The following is a 15278-nucleotide window of genomic DNA, read 5'->3' as shown; positions in this document are numbered from 1 at the left end:
ATGAGCCGGTTCCTGTTCGTCGTCCCGCCCCTCGTCGGCCACGTCAACCCGGCGGTCGGCACCGCAGCCGTGCTCGCCGCGCGCGGCCACGAAGTCGCCTGGGCCGGACCTGCCGACCTGGTGCGCCGCCTGGCCGGACCCGACGCACGCGTGTTCCCCTGTGTGCCGCCCGACCCGAAACCGGACAACGCCGGGGAGATCGTGGGCCGGACGGGTCACCTGAAGGGCCCCGCGGCCTTCCAGTTCCTGTGGGAGCGCTTCCTGATCCCGCTGGCCGACCACATGGCCCCCCGGATACGCACGGCCATCGAGGAGTTCCGCCCGGACGTCGTGATCGCCGACCAGCAGACCATCGCGGGCGGCATCGTCGCCGAGTCGCTCGGCCTGACCTGGGTCACCTCCGCCACCACATCGGCCGAACTGGTCGACCCGCTCGCGGGCATGCCCAAGGTGGCGGCCTGGCTGGACGGCCTCGTCGAGGCGCTGCGTGGCCGGATCGCGGACGGCAAGGGCGCTGCCGACCCGAGAATGTCCCCGTACGGCGTCCTCGCCTACACCACCAGAGCCCTGCTCGGCGCGGTCGCACTCCCCGAACACGTATGGCTGGTGGGCCCGTCCGTCACCGACCGCCCGGCGCCGACCGACTTCCCCTGGGAATGGCTGGAAGGGACCGAGCGCACCGTCCTCGTCAGCCTGGGCACCGCCAACGCGGAAGCGAGCGGGCCGTTCCTGAACGCCGCGGTGCAGGCGCTGTCCGGCCTGCCCGGAGTACGCGCCGTCGTCGTCGATCCCGCTCACAGCGTTGCCGCAGCAGGTGAGAACATCCTGCTGCGCCCGCACGTGCCGCAACTGCCGTTGCTCGCCCACGTGGACGCCGTCGTCTGCCACGCCGGGCACAACACCGTCTGCGAGGCGTTGTGGAACGGCGTCCCCCTGGTGGTCGCCCCCATCAGGGACGACCAGCCCATTGTCGCGGGCCAGGTCACCGCCGCGGGCGCGGGCGTCCGCCTGCGCTTCGGCCGTGCCGACGCGCGGCGGATCGCCGACGCCGTCGGCACCGTCCTGGACGAGACCGCCGGACATCGCGACGCGGCGCGCGCGATCGGCCGCTCGTTCCGGGCGGCGGGCGGCAGCGTGGCCGCGGCCGACCGTCTCGAAGGCCTCCTGCCGCGTGCCACGTCGCCGTCCGCAGGCCACGGGAGCGGACGGAAGCAGAAGAGAGCGGGCGCCCGATGACGACCGGCACCCCATCCGACGACAGGCCCCCGGGCACCTTCGGCTCGCTCCTCGGCTACGCCCGGCCCCACTGGCGCATCCTGACGCTGTCCCTCGTCCTGAGCCTGCTGGCCAGCGTTTCGGGCCTCGTCCAGCCGAAGTTCGCCCAGAACATCCTGGACCGGCTCGCCACCGGCGGGAGCGTCGCGGAGCCGATCACCGTGCTGGCAGCCCTGCTCGTCGCGGGCGCGCTGCTGACCGGAGCGAACGCGTGGCTTCAGCAGCGCACCTCCGAGCGCGTGGTCCGTCAGGTCCGCCGCGACCTGGTGCACCGGCTGATCCGGCTCCGAGTTCCCGAGATCGACCGGCGCCCGCCCGGCGACCTCATCGCACGCGTCACTTCGGACAGCACTCTGCTCAAGAGCGCCGCCACCGAGGGCCTGATCATGTCGGTCAACGGGTTGCTGACATTCGTCGCGGCCCTGGTGATGATGGCCACCCTGCACCTCGGGTTGCTGGCCGCGACGACACTGGTCCTCGCGCTCGTCGGGGTCGTGATGACCCTGGTGCTGCCCCGGATCCGGCAGGCTGTGGCACGCGAGCAGGACGCGGTCGGTGTCGTCGGTTCCCTCCTGGACCGCTCGCTCGGGGCAACCCGTACGGTCAAGGCCAACGGCGCCGAGGGGCGTGAGACGCAGGCGGCGCAGGACGCCGTGGAGGACGCCTATCGCGCGGGCCTCACCGGCGCGCGCTACAGCGCGATCATCACCATGCTCGGCGGCGCGTCGATCCAGACGGCGTTCCTGGTGGTGCTCGGGTTCGGCGGGATGCTGGTCGCCAACGGCACCATGAACGCCTCCGAACTCATCGCCTTCCTGCTGTACGTGTTCTTCCTGGCGAGCCCTATTGCCTCATTGGTCGGCGGGGCAGGGATACTCCAGCAGGGCCTGGGCGCCATCGGTCGCATAGAACACGTCACGGTCATGCCCGTGGAGGACGACATCGACTCGGCGCTCGCCGCCTGCACCGCGTCAGGCCCGCCCCCGGCGGTCGAGGTGGACGGCGTGGATTTCGCCTACGCCGACCGGCCCCCGGTGCTGCACGGTGTGAGCTTCACCGTCCCCGGTGGTACCCAGACCGCACTGGTCGGCCTGTCGGGCGCCGGGAAGACCACGCTGTTCTCACTGCTGCAGCGGTTCTACGAACCCACCGCAGGGTGCATCCGTATCGGGGGGCAGGACATCGCGTCCCTTCCACGCGCCGAGGTACGCCGCCGGATCGCCTACGTCGAGCAGGACGCCCCCGCACTGGCCGGCACCCTCCGTGACAACCTGCTCCACGCGGCGCCGGACGCCACCCACGAGAACATCGCCGAGGCTCTGCGGGCCACCCGGCTCGACGGCCTGACGGCCCGGCTGGACAAGGGCCTGGACAGATGGCCTGCGCAGCCGCCGGTCTCATGCAGCTGGGCTTCAGCGACCCGGGGTCGGCCTGCCGCGCTGCCGGCGCCGTCGACGGCAGCACCCTGATCGTCGGTATCGGCGAGCACAACGAGAAGCGCCCTTCTCCCTGGCCCCACGGCAGCTGAGGGACCGCTCATGCGAGAAGTACGAGAATCGAGTCCCTTCGGTCCCTGCCCGCGTCGGTTCGCCTCCGCCTGAGGAGATCCCGCGCCGGCGGCGCAACCCCTTGAGAGTGTTGTCGGTGGAGGTCCTGGCAGTACGCGGTGGTGTGCTCGACTGCCGGCCGATTGGGCTTGATCGCGATACCGCGGATGCGGCGACTCCGTGTGGGGCGTCCGGGCGTCGCGGGTCTCAGCTGTCGGCGGCTGCTGGGCGGAGCACGTCGCGGTAGAGCTGGAAGAGGCTGGCTCGCTCGCTCCCCTTCGTGTGCTCCTCCAGGAGTGTCCAGCATTGCGCGACGAGTTCACGGGCCTGGGTGCCGGGCCAGGGCTGGGGCAGCAGCTCCGGGGGCAGGAGGGGGTCGGGCTCCATGGCACGGGTGAACTCGGCGGCCAGTTCGACCGCGATGGTCAGCCGCTCGGGACCGGGGAGGCCGTCGTCTTCCTGGAGCCGGCGCAGCCGCGGTCGGGCGACAGCGGCGAGTCGTTGGTAGCGGTCGGCGATCTCGTCCAACGGCCACAGGACGCGGGCGAGCGCCGCGGGGGCGTGTTCGTCGCCCTGGCGCAGGTTGTCCGTGGTCAGCAGCGTGAGGTGGTCGAGGACGCCGAGGTGACGGGCTTGGTCTTCGACGTACGGCTCCCAGGCGTTGGCGCTGATGTACAACCCGCCCTGCACGGCGGCGCCGCCGAGCCGGGTGAGTGCGGCCCGCAGGGCATCGCGTGCGGTGCGGGCCGTCTCGGGGACCGCGAAGGCGACCAGGTGCCAGATGCCGTCCCAGGGTGCGAGGCCCGCGTCCTGCCGGAAGGCGTGTGCGACGAATTCGACGTCGGGCACAAGAGTCTGCTCGGTGGCGCCGGTGGCCCGCAGTACTGCTTTGCGTCCCCTGCCTTCCTGGGTGAAGCGCCCCTCGGTGACCAGCCGCTTGACGCACAGCCGCACCTGTTGGTCGGTCATGCCGAGCAGCGGGGCGATGGCGTAGAGCTCACCGGTGTCGACGGTGTGATCGGTGCGGATCAGCGCCTCGACGAGCGTCCGGGTGGGGACCTGGACGGCCGGTTCCGGTGTGCGGGGTGAATCCGTTCCGGTCATGGGGTGGGAGCCTTTCGAGCGTCGTTGAGAGGTTGACCAAGGCACTGCGTCCGGATGTTCAGTCGATGAGCGATCGGAATGGATTCGATCGTTTGTCAAGTAGAGTACCGTTGGTCATCGGATACTGCGCACTCCCGAGCGCGATGCACACCTGCACGTCTACGGCGAGAGCGCGGGGGAGACCCAGGACGCCTGCAAAGGTGACCGGGGACGGGGTCTGCCCGTCACTTCCGCCGCCAGGCCCTCGCACCCGCACGAACGCACCTCACAGGCCGTTCCAGAACGAGCTGAGCAGAACGGCTGTCTCTTCCGTGCGCTCGATCTGCGGCAGGTGACCGGTTCGCGGGAAGAGGTGGGTGCGTGCCCGGGGCAGGGCGGACGCGGCGTTGATGAGGTGGCGGGCGGGGAGGATGCGGTCGTGGGTGCCCCAGACGATGAGTGTCGGGGTATCGAGCGCCGAAATCTCCGCGAGTAGTCTTGCGCGCCAGTCGGAACGTACGCCGCGCCAGGAGCCGAGGTCGCGGGCCACCTGCCGCAGCGTCCGGGCAGCGCCTTCGCGGCGGGCGAGGGCGACCGCCGCGGCGATCCGCTCGGGGGTCGCGAAGTCCGGGTCATGGAAGAGGGAACGCTCCGTCAGCCGCGCGTTCCCCTCACCGGGGCGCAGGAGCAGCCGCCAGATCAGTGGCAGGTCGAGGATGCGCAGTGCCCAGGTGACCTCGCGGCCGAATCCCGCGCTGTTGAGCAGCGCCAGCGACGCCACACGCTCAGGCGCATGGGCGGTGAGCTGCATCGCGATGGCGCCGCCGAGGGAGTTGCCCACCACGTGCACGGTGGAGAGGACTTCGAGCCGGTCGAGCACCCGCTCGACGTGCCCGGTCAGGGAGGCGAGCCGGCAGTCCGGCAGAGGCTGCGACCGGCCGAACCCGGGGACGTCGATCGCGATGAGCCGGTGGTCGGGCAGAGCAGCCTGGAGCGGCGCCCAGTCCGCCAGGCTGCGGTCCAGGCCGTGCAGCAGGAGTACCGGGGGCCCGCTGCCCGCCGCGGTGTAGCGGACGGTGCGTCCCGCCACGTCGAGGAACGCGGTGGGGGGCGTGGCTGCTTCTCGTGATGGCACGGAGTATCTCCTGTTTCGCTTCACTCGTTCGTGGTCACGTCGACGACCACGCCGTCGCGAGGGCCGTCGTCACCGGGAAGGTCGGGCACGTGGCGTGCCAGGTCGAGGAAGAAGCGTTCGGCGTCGATGGCCGTCTCCGGTGGGTGGACGCCGAGTCGGCCGCCGGTGCCGTCCAGTAGTTGCGCGAGCCCCAGCGCCAGGGGCAGACCGGTCGCCTCCGCCATGTCGTTGAGCAGTGCCGAGGCGCCGGGTGTATCTGCGAGCCGGGCCAGCACGGTGACCCGGCGGCCGTCGCGGGTGCCCGTGGCGGTGGCGAAGAACGGGGGCAGCGACCCGGGCCCCTTACGGGTCATGGCACCTGCGGTGGCCCGCAGCGCGCGGGACATCGCGGGCTTGGCCAGGTCGGCCGCCGCGGTCTCGTTGGTGAGTTTCCCGGCGTCGATGTCGCGGCGCAGGACGTCGAGGTACGCCACCGTGCCCGGGGTGACGACCATGAGGTTGGCCGCCTCGCCGGCCAGTCTGAAGCTGCGGTACAGGGTGACCGGCTCGGGGTGGCCGACGGTGTAGGCCGTGCCGGAGCGTCCGGCGGACACGGAGAGGGTGACCGGCCGGAGTGGCCGCCGGTGGACGAGCCGGCCGTCGCTGACCACCGCCACTTTCCCGCTGATCTGCTCCATCCAGTGCACGGCGGCCGCGCTGGGGCGCCCGTCGGGGTCGCTCAGCTGCTCGTCGTCCCCGCCACTGCCGGAGACGTCGACGGGCCATGCGGTGTACAGGTCCTGGACATGGTCCAGCCGCCGGACGGCGCGTGTGGCCAGCAGATTACTGACGCCGGGACTGGCTCCCATTCCCACCACGGCGCGGACGCCGGCGCGCCGGGCCTCCTCGTTCAGACCGAGCATCTGCACCGTCGGCTCCCAGTCGTCGCAGATGTCCAGGTAGTGGGTACCGGTCGCGATCGCGGCCCGCAGCACGGTGAGACCGAAACGGTAGTACGGGCCGACGGTGTTGAGGACGACGTCCGTGCCCTCCAGAGCGGCGTGCAGGGCGATGCTGTCGGTCACGTCGACCCTGAGCGCACGCATCGCCGCGCCACCCGTGCCTTCCTCGTCGATCCGGCGCACCAGCGCCCGGGCTGCCTCCAGGTGCCGGTCGGCCACCACGATCTCGGTGACACCGGGGAGTCCGGCTGCCACGCGTACCGCTACGGCTCCCATCGCACCGGGGCCACCAAGAGCCAGAATCCTCATCGCGCACTCCGTTCGTCGCGTGTAATACGATCGTAGACCATACGATCGTATTCACGATGAGTAAATGCTGGAGGAGGGTCATCATGGCCGACTCGCACGACACGGATCCGGTCCCCCGCGGGCCAGTCATGGCGCGGCAGCGGCGTACCGGGCCGGGCAGCGCCGCACCCGGACGTCACGCATCCGTCGTCATCGTCGGTGCGGGATTCGCGGGAGTCGGCACAGCCATCCGGCTGCTGCGGGAGGGCCACCGCGACCTGCTGATACTGGAGCGGGCCGATGAGGTCGGCGGCACGTGGCGGGACAACGCCTATCCGGGGTGCGCCTGCGACGTGCCCTCGCGTCTCTACTCGTTCTCGTTCGCACCCAACCCCACCTGGAGCAGGCGCTTCGCTCCTCAGGAGGAGATCGAGCGGTACCTGAAGCGCTGCGTCGCCCGGTACGGTCTGACGCCCCGCCTTCGGCTCGGCTGCGAGTTGCAGCGCGCCACCTGGGACCCTGAGCGGCTGCGCTGGGACCTGGACACCAGCACGGGACCGCTCAGCGCCGGGCTGCTGGTGATGGCCCAAGGGCCCCTTTCGGAGCCGGCCATCCCCTCGCTGCCAGGCCTGGAAGACTTCACCGGAGCGGCGTTCCACTCCGCCGGGTGGAGGCACGACCTGGACCTTTCCGGAAAGCGGGTGGGTGTGATCGGGACAGGCGCGAGCGCCGTCCAGTTCATCCCTCACCTGCAGCGCACGGCCCAGCAGGTGACGGTCTTTCAGCGCACTCCGTCATGGGTCGCCCCGCGCCGGGATCGGCCGGTCCCGGCATGGCAGCGTCGCCTGTTCCGGCTGGCTCCGCCGGTGCAGCGACTGGCGCGAGGCTGGGAGTACCTGGTTCGGGAGGCGACATTGCCGGCTCTGCTCGGCAACCGCACCATGGCCGCTCTGGGGCGTCGGGAGGCACTGGCCCATCTGCACCGCCAGGTCAAGGATCCTGAGCTGCGGTCCAAGCTCACCCCGGACTACGCGTTGGGTTGCAAGCGGGTCCTGCTGTCCGACGACTACTACCCGGCACTGGTCCAACCCAACGTCCACGTCGTCACCGACCCGATCGCGAGCATCGGGCCGGACGTGGTCCTCACCACGCCGGGTGGCGGCGCGCAAGCCGCATCCGGTGGCGCCGCACCCGCCGACACCGCGCATCCGGTGGACGTACTGCTCTTCGGAACCGGATTCCGTGTCACCGACGCCTCCTACGCGCGGCGCGTCATAGGCGTTGACGGGCGTTCCCTGGACGAGATCTGGCAGGGCAGCCCGCAGGCGCACCTCGGCACGACCGTCGCGGGATTCCCCAACCTGTTCCTGATGGCGGGCCCCAACACGGGCGTGGGACACACGAGCCTCATTTACATGATCGAGTCACAGATCAACTACCTCATCAGCGCCCTGCGGCTGATGCGCAGCCGCAGCCTGGGCGCCGTGGAGGTGCACGCGGAGACGCAACAGGCGTACAACGTCGAACTGCGGAACAGGATGGCCCCCACCGTCTGGGCCGCGGGCGGCTGCTCCGGCTGGTACCAGGACCGTACGGGCCGTGTCACCACCATCTGGCCCGCGCCGACCTGGCGGTTCCGCCGTCGCACCCGAACCATCGACCCGGAAGAGTATGTGCTGACGGCGTCACGCGACACCCTGAACCGGCACGTCTCCGGCGAGTCCGACCGGGTGGGCGCCGACGCAGCGCAGCCAGGATCATGACGAATCCTCGCCGCCCCCGAGCGATCGGTTGTACCTGCGGCCACCGAAGTTCTCTGTCCAGGAAGTCGCCGGTGTCCACGGCGCTGAGCCGCACCCCGGCCAACCGGCTTCTCGCCTTCGAGGCGCTGGGCACCGTGATGTTCGCGGTGCCCATGCTGATGGTCACCACAGCAGGCCATCCCCGAGTGCCCGCATGGGCTCAGTTACTGGGACTGGCCCTGCTCCTCACAATGATCGGCGCGCTCGTGCATACGTGTCGGCCGACCATCGTTGATGGGCTGATGCTGGTCACCCGTGGGGCCACCGGGTCGGGCGAGTGCGTGACCAGGCGACTGGGCCAACAGTCCGGAGCGGAGCGCCGGTTGGGGTGGTTGCTGGTTCTGTACCCAGCCGTGCTGGTGCTCCTGCTGCCTGTCCCCGACACATGGATGCGTTTCTGGTTCTGGTCCACGCTGCTGCTCAGCCTGTCCGGGATGCTCTCACTCGGCATGCTGTTGCGCGGCACGGGCCACGCCGACTGCCGGCGGAGACAGCGTTCCTGACGGCCTTGAGCGGTACGTGGCGCAGTTCCGACCAGCGGGAGGAGCGGGGTGAGCCACCTCGCGGCCCACCCCCACAAGCATGGTCCCGCTCAGTCCGTGATACGGATGGGCCTGCCCGGTGTGGTCGGTCAAGGCAGGATCTCGACGTACCCGTCGGTTCCGTGCACGCGGATCCGCTGCCCGTCCCGGATCAGCCGGGTGGCCTGCTCCACGCCCACGACGGCCGGCAAGCCGTACTCCCGGGCGATCACTGCGCCATGGGTCATCAGGCCGCCCACCTCCGTCACCAGGCCCGTGATTCCGACGAACAGGGGCGACCAGCCGGGGTCCGTGCAGGTCGTGACCAGGATGTCGCCCGCCTCGACATCGGCCTCCGCCATGTCGAGGATGACGCGGGCCCTTCCCTCGACGGTCCCGGCGGAGACCGGTAGGCCGACCAGGGCACCGGTCGGCACGTCGTCGCGCCGGTACGCCCCGGTGACGGCCTCGCCATCCGATGTGAGCACCCGGGGTGGTGTGAGCGCGTGGTACGACCGGAACACGTCCTTGCGCTGCTGGATGAGCTGTTCATCCACCTGGTTCGAGCGCACGACGTCGTGGCACTCCTGGAACGTGAGGTAGAAGATGTCCTCCTTCTCACGAAGCACATCGGCCTGCACGAGGCGCTCGGCCTCCGCCAGCAGGGCCTGCTTGTAGACGAAGTAGCGGCTGACGATGCCGTACTTCGGGTACTCCCGGTACCCGATGAAGGTACGGACCCGGTCGATCATCCGCTTGGTCTCGTCGGCCTTCTGGTCCCCGTCCGGCAGGTCGCGCAGGCGTGACAGCACGTCCTGTTCCTTCTTCAGTGCCTTCTTCCGCCCTTGCTCGAAGCGCCGTTCGGCGGTGCCCGGTTCGAAGTTCCTGACGTTGTCGAGGATCACGGGCACGAGCGTGGTGGGGCGCTCGCGCCAACGCGGCCTCGTGATGTCGATCTCGCCGACGCAGCGCATGCCGTACCGGTCGAGGTAGGCCTCTATGGCATCGCGCGCTTCGGTCCCGCCCGCGAGCTTCACCAGCTCGTCCAGGAAGCCCTCGTCCTCGACGCCCTGCAGGAACGCCACCACCTCCGGCCACGGCCGGATCACGTCCGCGACGTCGAGCAGCGCGAGTCCCATCTCCGAGGTGACGTTGTCGGGGGCGGACAGCGTGAGCGTGTCAGCCGCGTTCTTCTCGCCCAGCCACTCCTGCAGCTTGTCGTTGAGCCACCACGTGGCCTCCATCCCCGCCATGATCGCCCGAAGGTTCAGCGGATCACCGAGGACTCGTTTGTGCTCCTCGAAGGCCTCCAACAGGAAGTCGAACAGCGCCGGTCCGGTCTTCGTCCGGATGTCGCGCTCCAGGGCATCGATGGATGCCCGGCTGCGCTCGATCAGCTCGGTGACGATGGCCGGATCGGTCTCGATCGGGGCGGACGCGCCGCCGGCCGGCGGCCCGCCGGGACCCGTGTCCGGGAGCAGCGGGACGAAATCGTCGCGGTCGAGGACGGTCTCCAGAGCGTCCCTGGTCAGCGGATCGCCTCTCCCTACGAGGTCCAGGAGGCCGGCGCGGCTCGCGGGCGAGGCCAGGCGCCGGGTGACGTCGACGAACAGCCTCCCGCCGGCCTCGTGCATCGGTGCCATGGCCGTCAGCTGCCACATGGAGAGCCCCAGGGGCTTCATGGGGTCGGTCATCATCTGCCCATGGCCGACGGAGACGTAGACGTGATTCTCCTGGTCGCCGGTCTCGGGGACGGGGAACAGCGTTGTGATCGGTCGGCTCTGAACGATCTGGAAGCCGTCATCGGCCAGGCACCATTCGATGTCCTGCGGGCGGCCGAAGTGCGCCTCGATCCGCCGCCCGAGCTGCACGAGCTGCACGACCTGCGCATCCGTCAGCGCCGGCTGCTCCTGCGGCTGCGAGTCGAACGCCGCTTCCTGCGTACCGCCGGCCGGCAGGGCGCGAACGGCACGCTGTTCGGCGGCGATCGTTCTGGAGACGACTTCGCCGTGTCGCACCTTGAAGACGTCCGGGTTCACCAGGCCGGAGACCAGGGCCTCGCCGAGGCCGAAGCCGGCGTCCACAGTGGCGACCTTCCGGTTGCCCGTGACGGGGTCGGCCGTGAACAGGACGCCGGCCGCATGCGGGAAGACCATCTGCTGCACGACCACGGCCATGTGGACCGTACGGTGGTCGATGCCGTTCCGCCGGCGGTAGGTCACGGCCCGCTCGGTGAACAGCGAGGCCCAGCACCGGCCGACGTGCTGGAGGATCGCCGTCGGCCCCACGACGTTCAGGTACGTGTCCTGCTGGCCGGCGAAGGAGGCCGTCGGCAGGTCCTCGGCCGTCGCGCTGGATCGGACGGCGCAGGCGGCTTGCTCGCCGAGCCGGGCGAGCGCGCGGGTGATCGCCGTCGCGAGATCGCCCGGGACGGCAATCCCTTCGATGGTCCGGCGAATCTGCGCGCTGAGCGTGCGGATCCCCTCCCGGTCGTCCGGGTTCAAGCGCGACAGCTGGTCGAGCCGATCGTCGATCGACGGCGCCTCCGCCATGATCCGCCGGAAGGCGTCCGTCGTCACGCAAAAGCCCCCCGGCACGCGGATGCCCTCGATCCCCGACAGCCCGCCCAGATGTGCGCCCTTGCCGCCGACGACCGCGATCTGCGTCTCGTCGATCCCTTGAAGATCCAACACGTACTGCTCAATCATCGCGACACCTCCGAGGCAGCCGTGCTCCGGTGTGCTGCACTGGCCGATCGAATCACCGACACCTCCAGCTCTGTCGAACCCCTTGCCGGGTACGTCCTCATCCCTGGTCGCCTTCCCTCCGACGAGTCAGTCGATCGCTCCGCCCCGTCCGGCGGAGCGCACCCCCGAACCTCCGCCGCGGGCCCGCCACCGCACTGCCAGTCCCACCACCGGTTCGACGGCACCGCGTTCCTCGCACATCGAAAAAGGCGCACATGTTCCCATTTCCGCAGGTTGTGACCTCGGCCGATGATTCTGCGCCACGACCCGGGTCTTGCCGCAAGCCCCCCGGCGCGCTATACGTTGAGACCGACGGGGAATGCAGTACGCCTCCGAGGCGCGGCGCCGCACGACCACCGAGAGGCGGCTGCGCCAAGCGGTGACGAACAGGGCGTGGATCCGCGAGTACGAGCGGGAGCAGGTCCGCGCCCGGCAAACCGCAGGGCCGAAGACCCGCACCGAGGCCGCGCAGGCCACCGTTCCGGCCCCGCCCGCACCGCTGCCCCGGTGGTCCGCCTCGGCCACCGCAGCGACTTCGTCTCACCCGACGCGCTTGGCGGCCACGACGTTTCGTGCTTCCTGGGCCGGCGCTTCGTCGTCCGGCTCGTTGCTTGCCCGGGCGACATGGCCGTCGGGCCGTACGAGTGCGGCACGCACGTCTCACGGAAACCTGGGATCCGCGTTCGCCATGGGCTCCCGCACGGGGCGGGTTCCCGTTCGCGGCGAGGTGCGCGCGGCCCGCCATGCCGACGAAGGCGAGGAAGTGCTCGGCCTCGCGGTGCAGGCGGCTTGGAACACGGCAGGCCCGGGAAGCACCAGGGGCGGATCCGCATGCGGTCCGGGGCGTCGGGGATGTCAGCCTGGTGTGCTGTCATACAGAGCAGGAAGGCGAGGTGTCGATGAGTACGTTCCGATTCTCCACGGTTGCCGGGGCCGTGTGCATTGCTGTCATCTGCGCGGGGTGCAGCTCGCAGCTGGCAGAGCAGGCGACGGCCGAGAGGCCGGCGGCAGCGGCCAGTACCGCCGCCGGCCCGTCGCCGCTGACGCCTGCGACGCCGACCGTGGACCCGAACGTGGTGCCGGGGTCGGTCCTGAAGACCTACCTGCCGACCAACCACACCCTGCCCACGGGCTGGAAGCTGTCCTCCGTCTTCAAGGAGGCGGACAGCGGCCCGACGCAGCTGCCGCGATCCCCCGCCCCCAGCCCGACGGTGCTTCCCGACTGCGACCAACTGGCCGGCCACGGAACGGGGGCGGCCGTCGGCAGCCCGGCCGCGTACGCCGGCGTGGGGGTCGTGGACTCGTCGGCCCACGAGGTCGGGGTCGCGGTGAACTCCTACCCCGCGAGTGAGGCGGCGGAGGTGCTCAGCAGGCTGAAGGTGCTGGAGGGCATCTGCGGAACCACCTATGAGCCGAACTCCTCCGGGCTGCTGGCCAACCCGGTGACGGTGACGGTCAGCGCGGTGGACGGCCCGGGGGAGGGAGGCGTGCTCGTCAAGGTCGACCGGAAGATCTACGTCGGTCAGGAGTTTGTCGTGATGCAGATCGGCGACCGGGTGCTGTCCGTGACCTCCGACAACAAGTACGGGGGCTTCGCCGATGTCGTGGCACTGGCGAAGGCCATAGCTCCGCGGGTGAAGTGAGGCCGGGGCGGTGGCCCGTTCTCCCGCGCCCCTCGGCTCGGGAACCAGGCGTGGATCGGCTCCATGCCCGTACCGACGAGCGGCCACCCGCCAGGCTCCTTCGAGGCAGGCCCCCATCGTCCTCGGTGGCGGTTCCGGCACCGCCGGAGGTCGAGTTGGCGACGACGGCCATGCCGCCGGGGCGCCGCGAAGGAGGCGGGGCTTGTGCGAGCGGTGGAGGAGGCGGGAGCGGAGGAATCGTCCGGGACGCGGTCACAGCGACCGTGTACCGGACGATGTGATTGCCCGTTTCATTTCATAGATCGGTCATCTGCGATCGCTCGTTGGTGATCTTCGGATTCTCGGTCCGACTCTCGGGCAGGAAGAACTGGGTCGCCGCCAGCTCGCCGTACAGCGCGTCGGCCGCCACCAGTTCCGCGTGGGTGCCCACCGCCCGTACCCGGCCCCCGTCCATCACCACGATCCGGTCCGCCATGGTCACCGTCGACAGGCGGTGCGCCACGACCAGGACTGTCGTCTCGCGGGCCACCTCCGCCACCACGTCCCGCAGCGCCAGCTCGTTGACCGCGTCCAGCTGCGAGGTGGCCTCGTCCAGGAGCAGCAGCCGGGGGCGGCGGAGCAGTGCCCGGGCGATCGCGACACGCTGCCGCTCGCCGCCGGACAGCTTGGAGCCGCGGTGTCCGACGACGGTCTCCAGACCCTCGGGCAGCCGCTCGACGAGCGTGTCGAGCCTGGCCCGTACGAGCACGCCGCGCAACTCCTCCTCGGTCGCGTCGGGCGCGGCGAAGGTCAGGTTCTCACGCAGGGTGCCCGAGAGCACCGGGGCGTCCTGCTCCACGTAGCCGATGGCGGCGCGCAACTCGGCGAGCGGCCAGTCCCGGACGTCCCGGCCGTCGACCAGGACCCGGCCGCCGCCCGTCTCGTAGAAGCGCTCGATCAGCCCGAAGACGGTGGTCTTACCCGCACCCGACGGGCCGACGAAGGCCGTCATGCCCCGGCCAGGGACCTCGAAGGAGACACCCCGGTGCACGGGCGGCAGGTCCTCGCGGTAGCGGAAGGAGACCTCGTCGAAGACGACGGACACGGGCCCGTGACCGGGAGCCGCGGCGCCACCCGCCTCCTCGACATCGAGGGCCTCCGCCTCCAGGATCCGCGACACCGCCGCCGACCCCATCTGGAACTGCGTAGCCGCCTCCACCAGCTTCGACACCGGCTCGATCAGGTAGAAGAGGAACAGCAGGAAGGCGATCAGCGAGGACACCGTCGTCGCCCCGGACGCCACCCGCGCGCCGCCGATGCCGAGCACCGCGAGGAAGGACACCTGCACCGCGAGGCCGATCGAGGAGCCCGCGAGCGACTGCCACTTCGCGGACTTCACGCCGTGCCGCCAGGCCCGCTGAGCCGCCGCGTCCACCACGGCCGTCTCCCGCGCCTCCGCGCCGGACGCCTTGATCGTGCGGAAGGCACCGAAGGCCCGCTCCAGGACCGTGGAGATCTCCCCGACCGCCTCCTGCGAGCGCCGGGTGGCGGCCGCGATCCGCGGCATGAGCAGCGCCACGGCCCCGCCGATCAGCACGATCACCCCGACCGTGACGCCGAGCAGCACCGGGTCCATGAAGCCCATCAGGACCAGCGTGGCCACGAAGGAAAGACCGCCGGTCACCGCCGACACCACGGACTGGGTGGTCACCGCTCTCAGCAGCGTGGTGTCCGAGGTGATCCGGGACATCAGGTCGCCCGGCTGGGTCTTCTCGACTTCGTTCAGCCGCAGCCGCAGCAGCCGCCCGATCAGCGAGCGCCGGGCGGCGAGCACCACCGACTCGGCGGTGCGTTCCAGCACGTACGAGCCAAGCGCCTCGACCGCCGTGCCGAACACGACCAGGGCGGTCAGGGCGAGCAGCACAGGGGCGATCGGCTCGTCCTGGCCGAGCCGGTCCACCAGGGCCTTCGCGGCCAGTGGCTGGGCCAGCCCGCTCGCCGCGCCGACCAGTGCGAGCAGCGCGCCGAGAGCGACCGCCGCCCGATGCGGCCGGACGTGCCCGTACAGGGCGCGCCGGACGAGACGAGCGGGTATGGAAGGCGTGGGGCCGGGGGCCGTTTCGATTGCGGTCACATCCAGGGGGACGCGCCCGCGCCCCGGCCACCTGACCGGTGAAGCGATCAGCCCCGTACGCCGCGGAGGCGCAGCGGGCCCACGAGCCGGCGGTCAGGATCGGTGCGGCCGGCCCGGTCCTCGACGGTGAGCGGGGCGCGGCCCGTTGTGCCGTGCGACGCTGCTAGTAGGGCTTTGTTAGGT

Annotated in this window: 10 protein-coding genes; 5 read left to right on the top strand and 5 right to left on the bottom strand. The window is 70.7% G+C overall.

Going from position 1 to position 15278, the window contains the following annotated elements; translation table 11 throughout:
* Positions 1-1236, top strand: a complete 1236-nt coding sequence (locus AMK22_RS10300) for a glycosyltransferase (protein ID WP_073783655.1) — start codon at positions 1-3, stop codon at positions 1234-1236.
* A complete protein-coding gene (locus AMK22_RS10295; RefSeq protein ID WP_079186042.1) occupies positions 1233-2744 on the top strand; it encodes an ABC transporter ATP-binding protein in 1512 nt (503 codons plus the stop codon). Before AMK22_RS10300 ends, AMK22_RS10295 begins: the two co-directional genes overlap by 4 nt.
* Before the next feature lie 285 nt (positions 2745-3029).
* Here the strand turns inward: AMK22_RS10295 and AMK22_RS10290 are convergent, their stop codons facing one another.
* The 3 genes from AMK22_RS10290 to AMK22_RS10280 form a co-directional block, all read right to left on the bottom strand.
* On the bottom strand, positions 3030-3926 hold the full coding sequence (locus tag AMK22_RS10290) for a PaaX family transcriptional regulator C-terminal domain-containing protein (RefSeq protein ID WP_073783653.1): 897 nt from the start codon (positions 3924-3926) through the stop codon (positions 3030-3032).
* Positions 3927-4191: 265 nt separating this feature from the next.
* Entirely contained in the window at positions 4192-5040 is an 849-nt protein-coding gene (locus AMK22_RS10285) for an alpha/beta fold hydrolase (RefSeq protein ID WP_107430518.1), read from the bottom strand.
* 20 nt (positions 5041-5060) lie between these two features.
* Positions 5061-6290 carry a saccharopine dehydrogenase family protein gene (locus AMK22_RS10280; RefSeq protein ID WP_073783649.1) on the bottom strand — a complete coding sequence of 410 codons (1230 nt, stop codon included), beginning with the start codon at positions 6288-6290 and terminating at the stop codon, positions 5061-5063.
* An 83-nt stretch (positions 6291-6373) separates the two neighbouring features.
* On the opposite strand from AMK22_RS10280, the gene AMK22_RS10275 reads away from it, so the two are divergent.
* Together AMK22_RS10275 and AMK22_RS10270 are read left to right on the top strand one after the other, a co-directional pair.
* Positions 6374-8032, top strand: a complete 1659-nt coding sequence (locus AMK22_RS10275; protein ID WP_338014147.1) for a flavin-containing monooxygenase — start codon at positions 6374-6376, stop codon at positions 8030-8032.
* Positions 8033-8103: 71 nt separating this feature from the next.
* Positions 8104-8574, top strand: a complete 471-nt coding sequence (locus AMK22_RS10270) for a hypothetical protein (protein ID WP_073783647.1) — start codon at positions 8104-8106, stop codon at positions 8572-8574.
* Between the two features lie 128 nt (positions 8575-8702).
* On the opposite strand, the gene rph is transcribed toward AMK22_RS10270, so the two are convergent.
* Positions 8703-11300 carry a rifamycin-inactivating phosphotransferase gene (gene rph, locus AMK22_RS10265; protein WP_073783645.1) on the bottom strand — a complete coding sequence of 866 codons (2598 nt, stop codon included), beginning with the start codon at positions 11298-11300 and terminating at the stop codon, positions 8703-8705.
* A gap of 938 nt (positions 11301-12238) precedes the next feature.
* On the opposite strand from rph, the gene AMK22_RS10260 reads away from it, so the two are divergent.
* On the top strand, positions 12239-12982 hold the full coding sequence (locus tag AMK22_RS10260; protein WP_143203539.1) for a hypothetical protein: 744 nt from the start codon (positions 12239-12241) through the stop codon (positions 12980-12982).
* A 295-nt stretch (positions 12983-13277) separates the two neighbouring features.
* Here the strand turns inward: AMK22_RS10260 and AMK22_RS10255 are convergent, their stop codons facing one another.
* Positions 13278-15086 (bottom strand): ABC transporter ATP-binding protein, encoded by a 1809-nt coding sequence (locus AMK22_RS10255; protein ID WP_079186078.1) that lies wholly within the window; start codon positions 15084-15086, stop codon positions 13278-13280.
* Positions 15087-15278 lie beyond the last annotated feature (192 nt).

Origin of the sequence: Streptomyces sp. CB01580 (assembly GCF_001905795.1) — a bacterium.
GTDB lineage: Bacteria > Actinomycetota > Actinomycetes > Streptomycetales > Streptomycetaceae > Streptomyces.
This window is presented reverse-complemented; position numbering and strand designations above follow the sequence as displayed.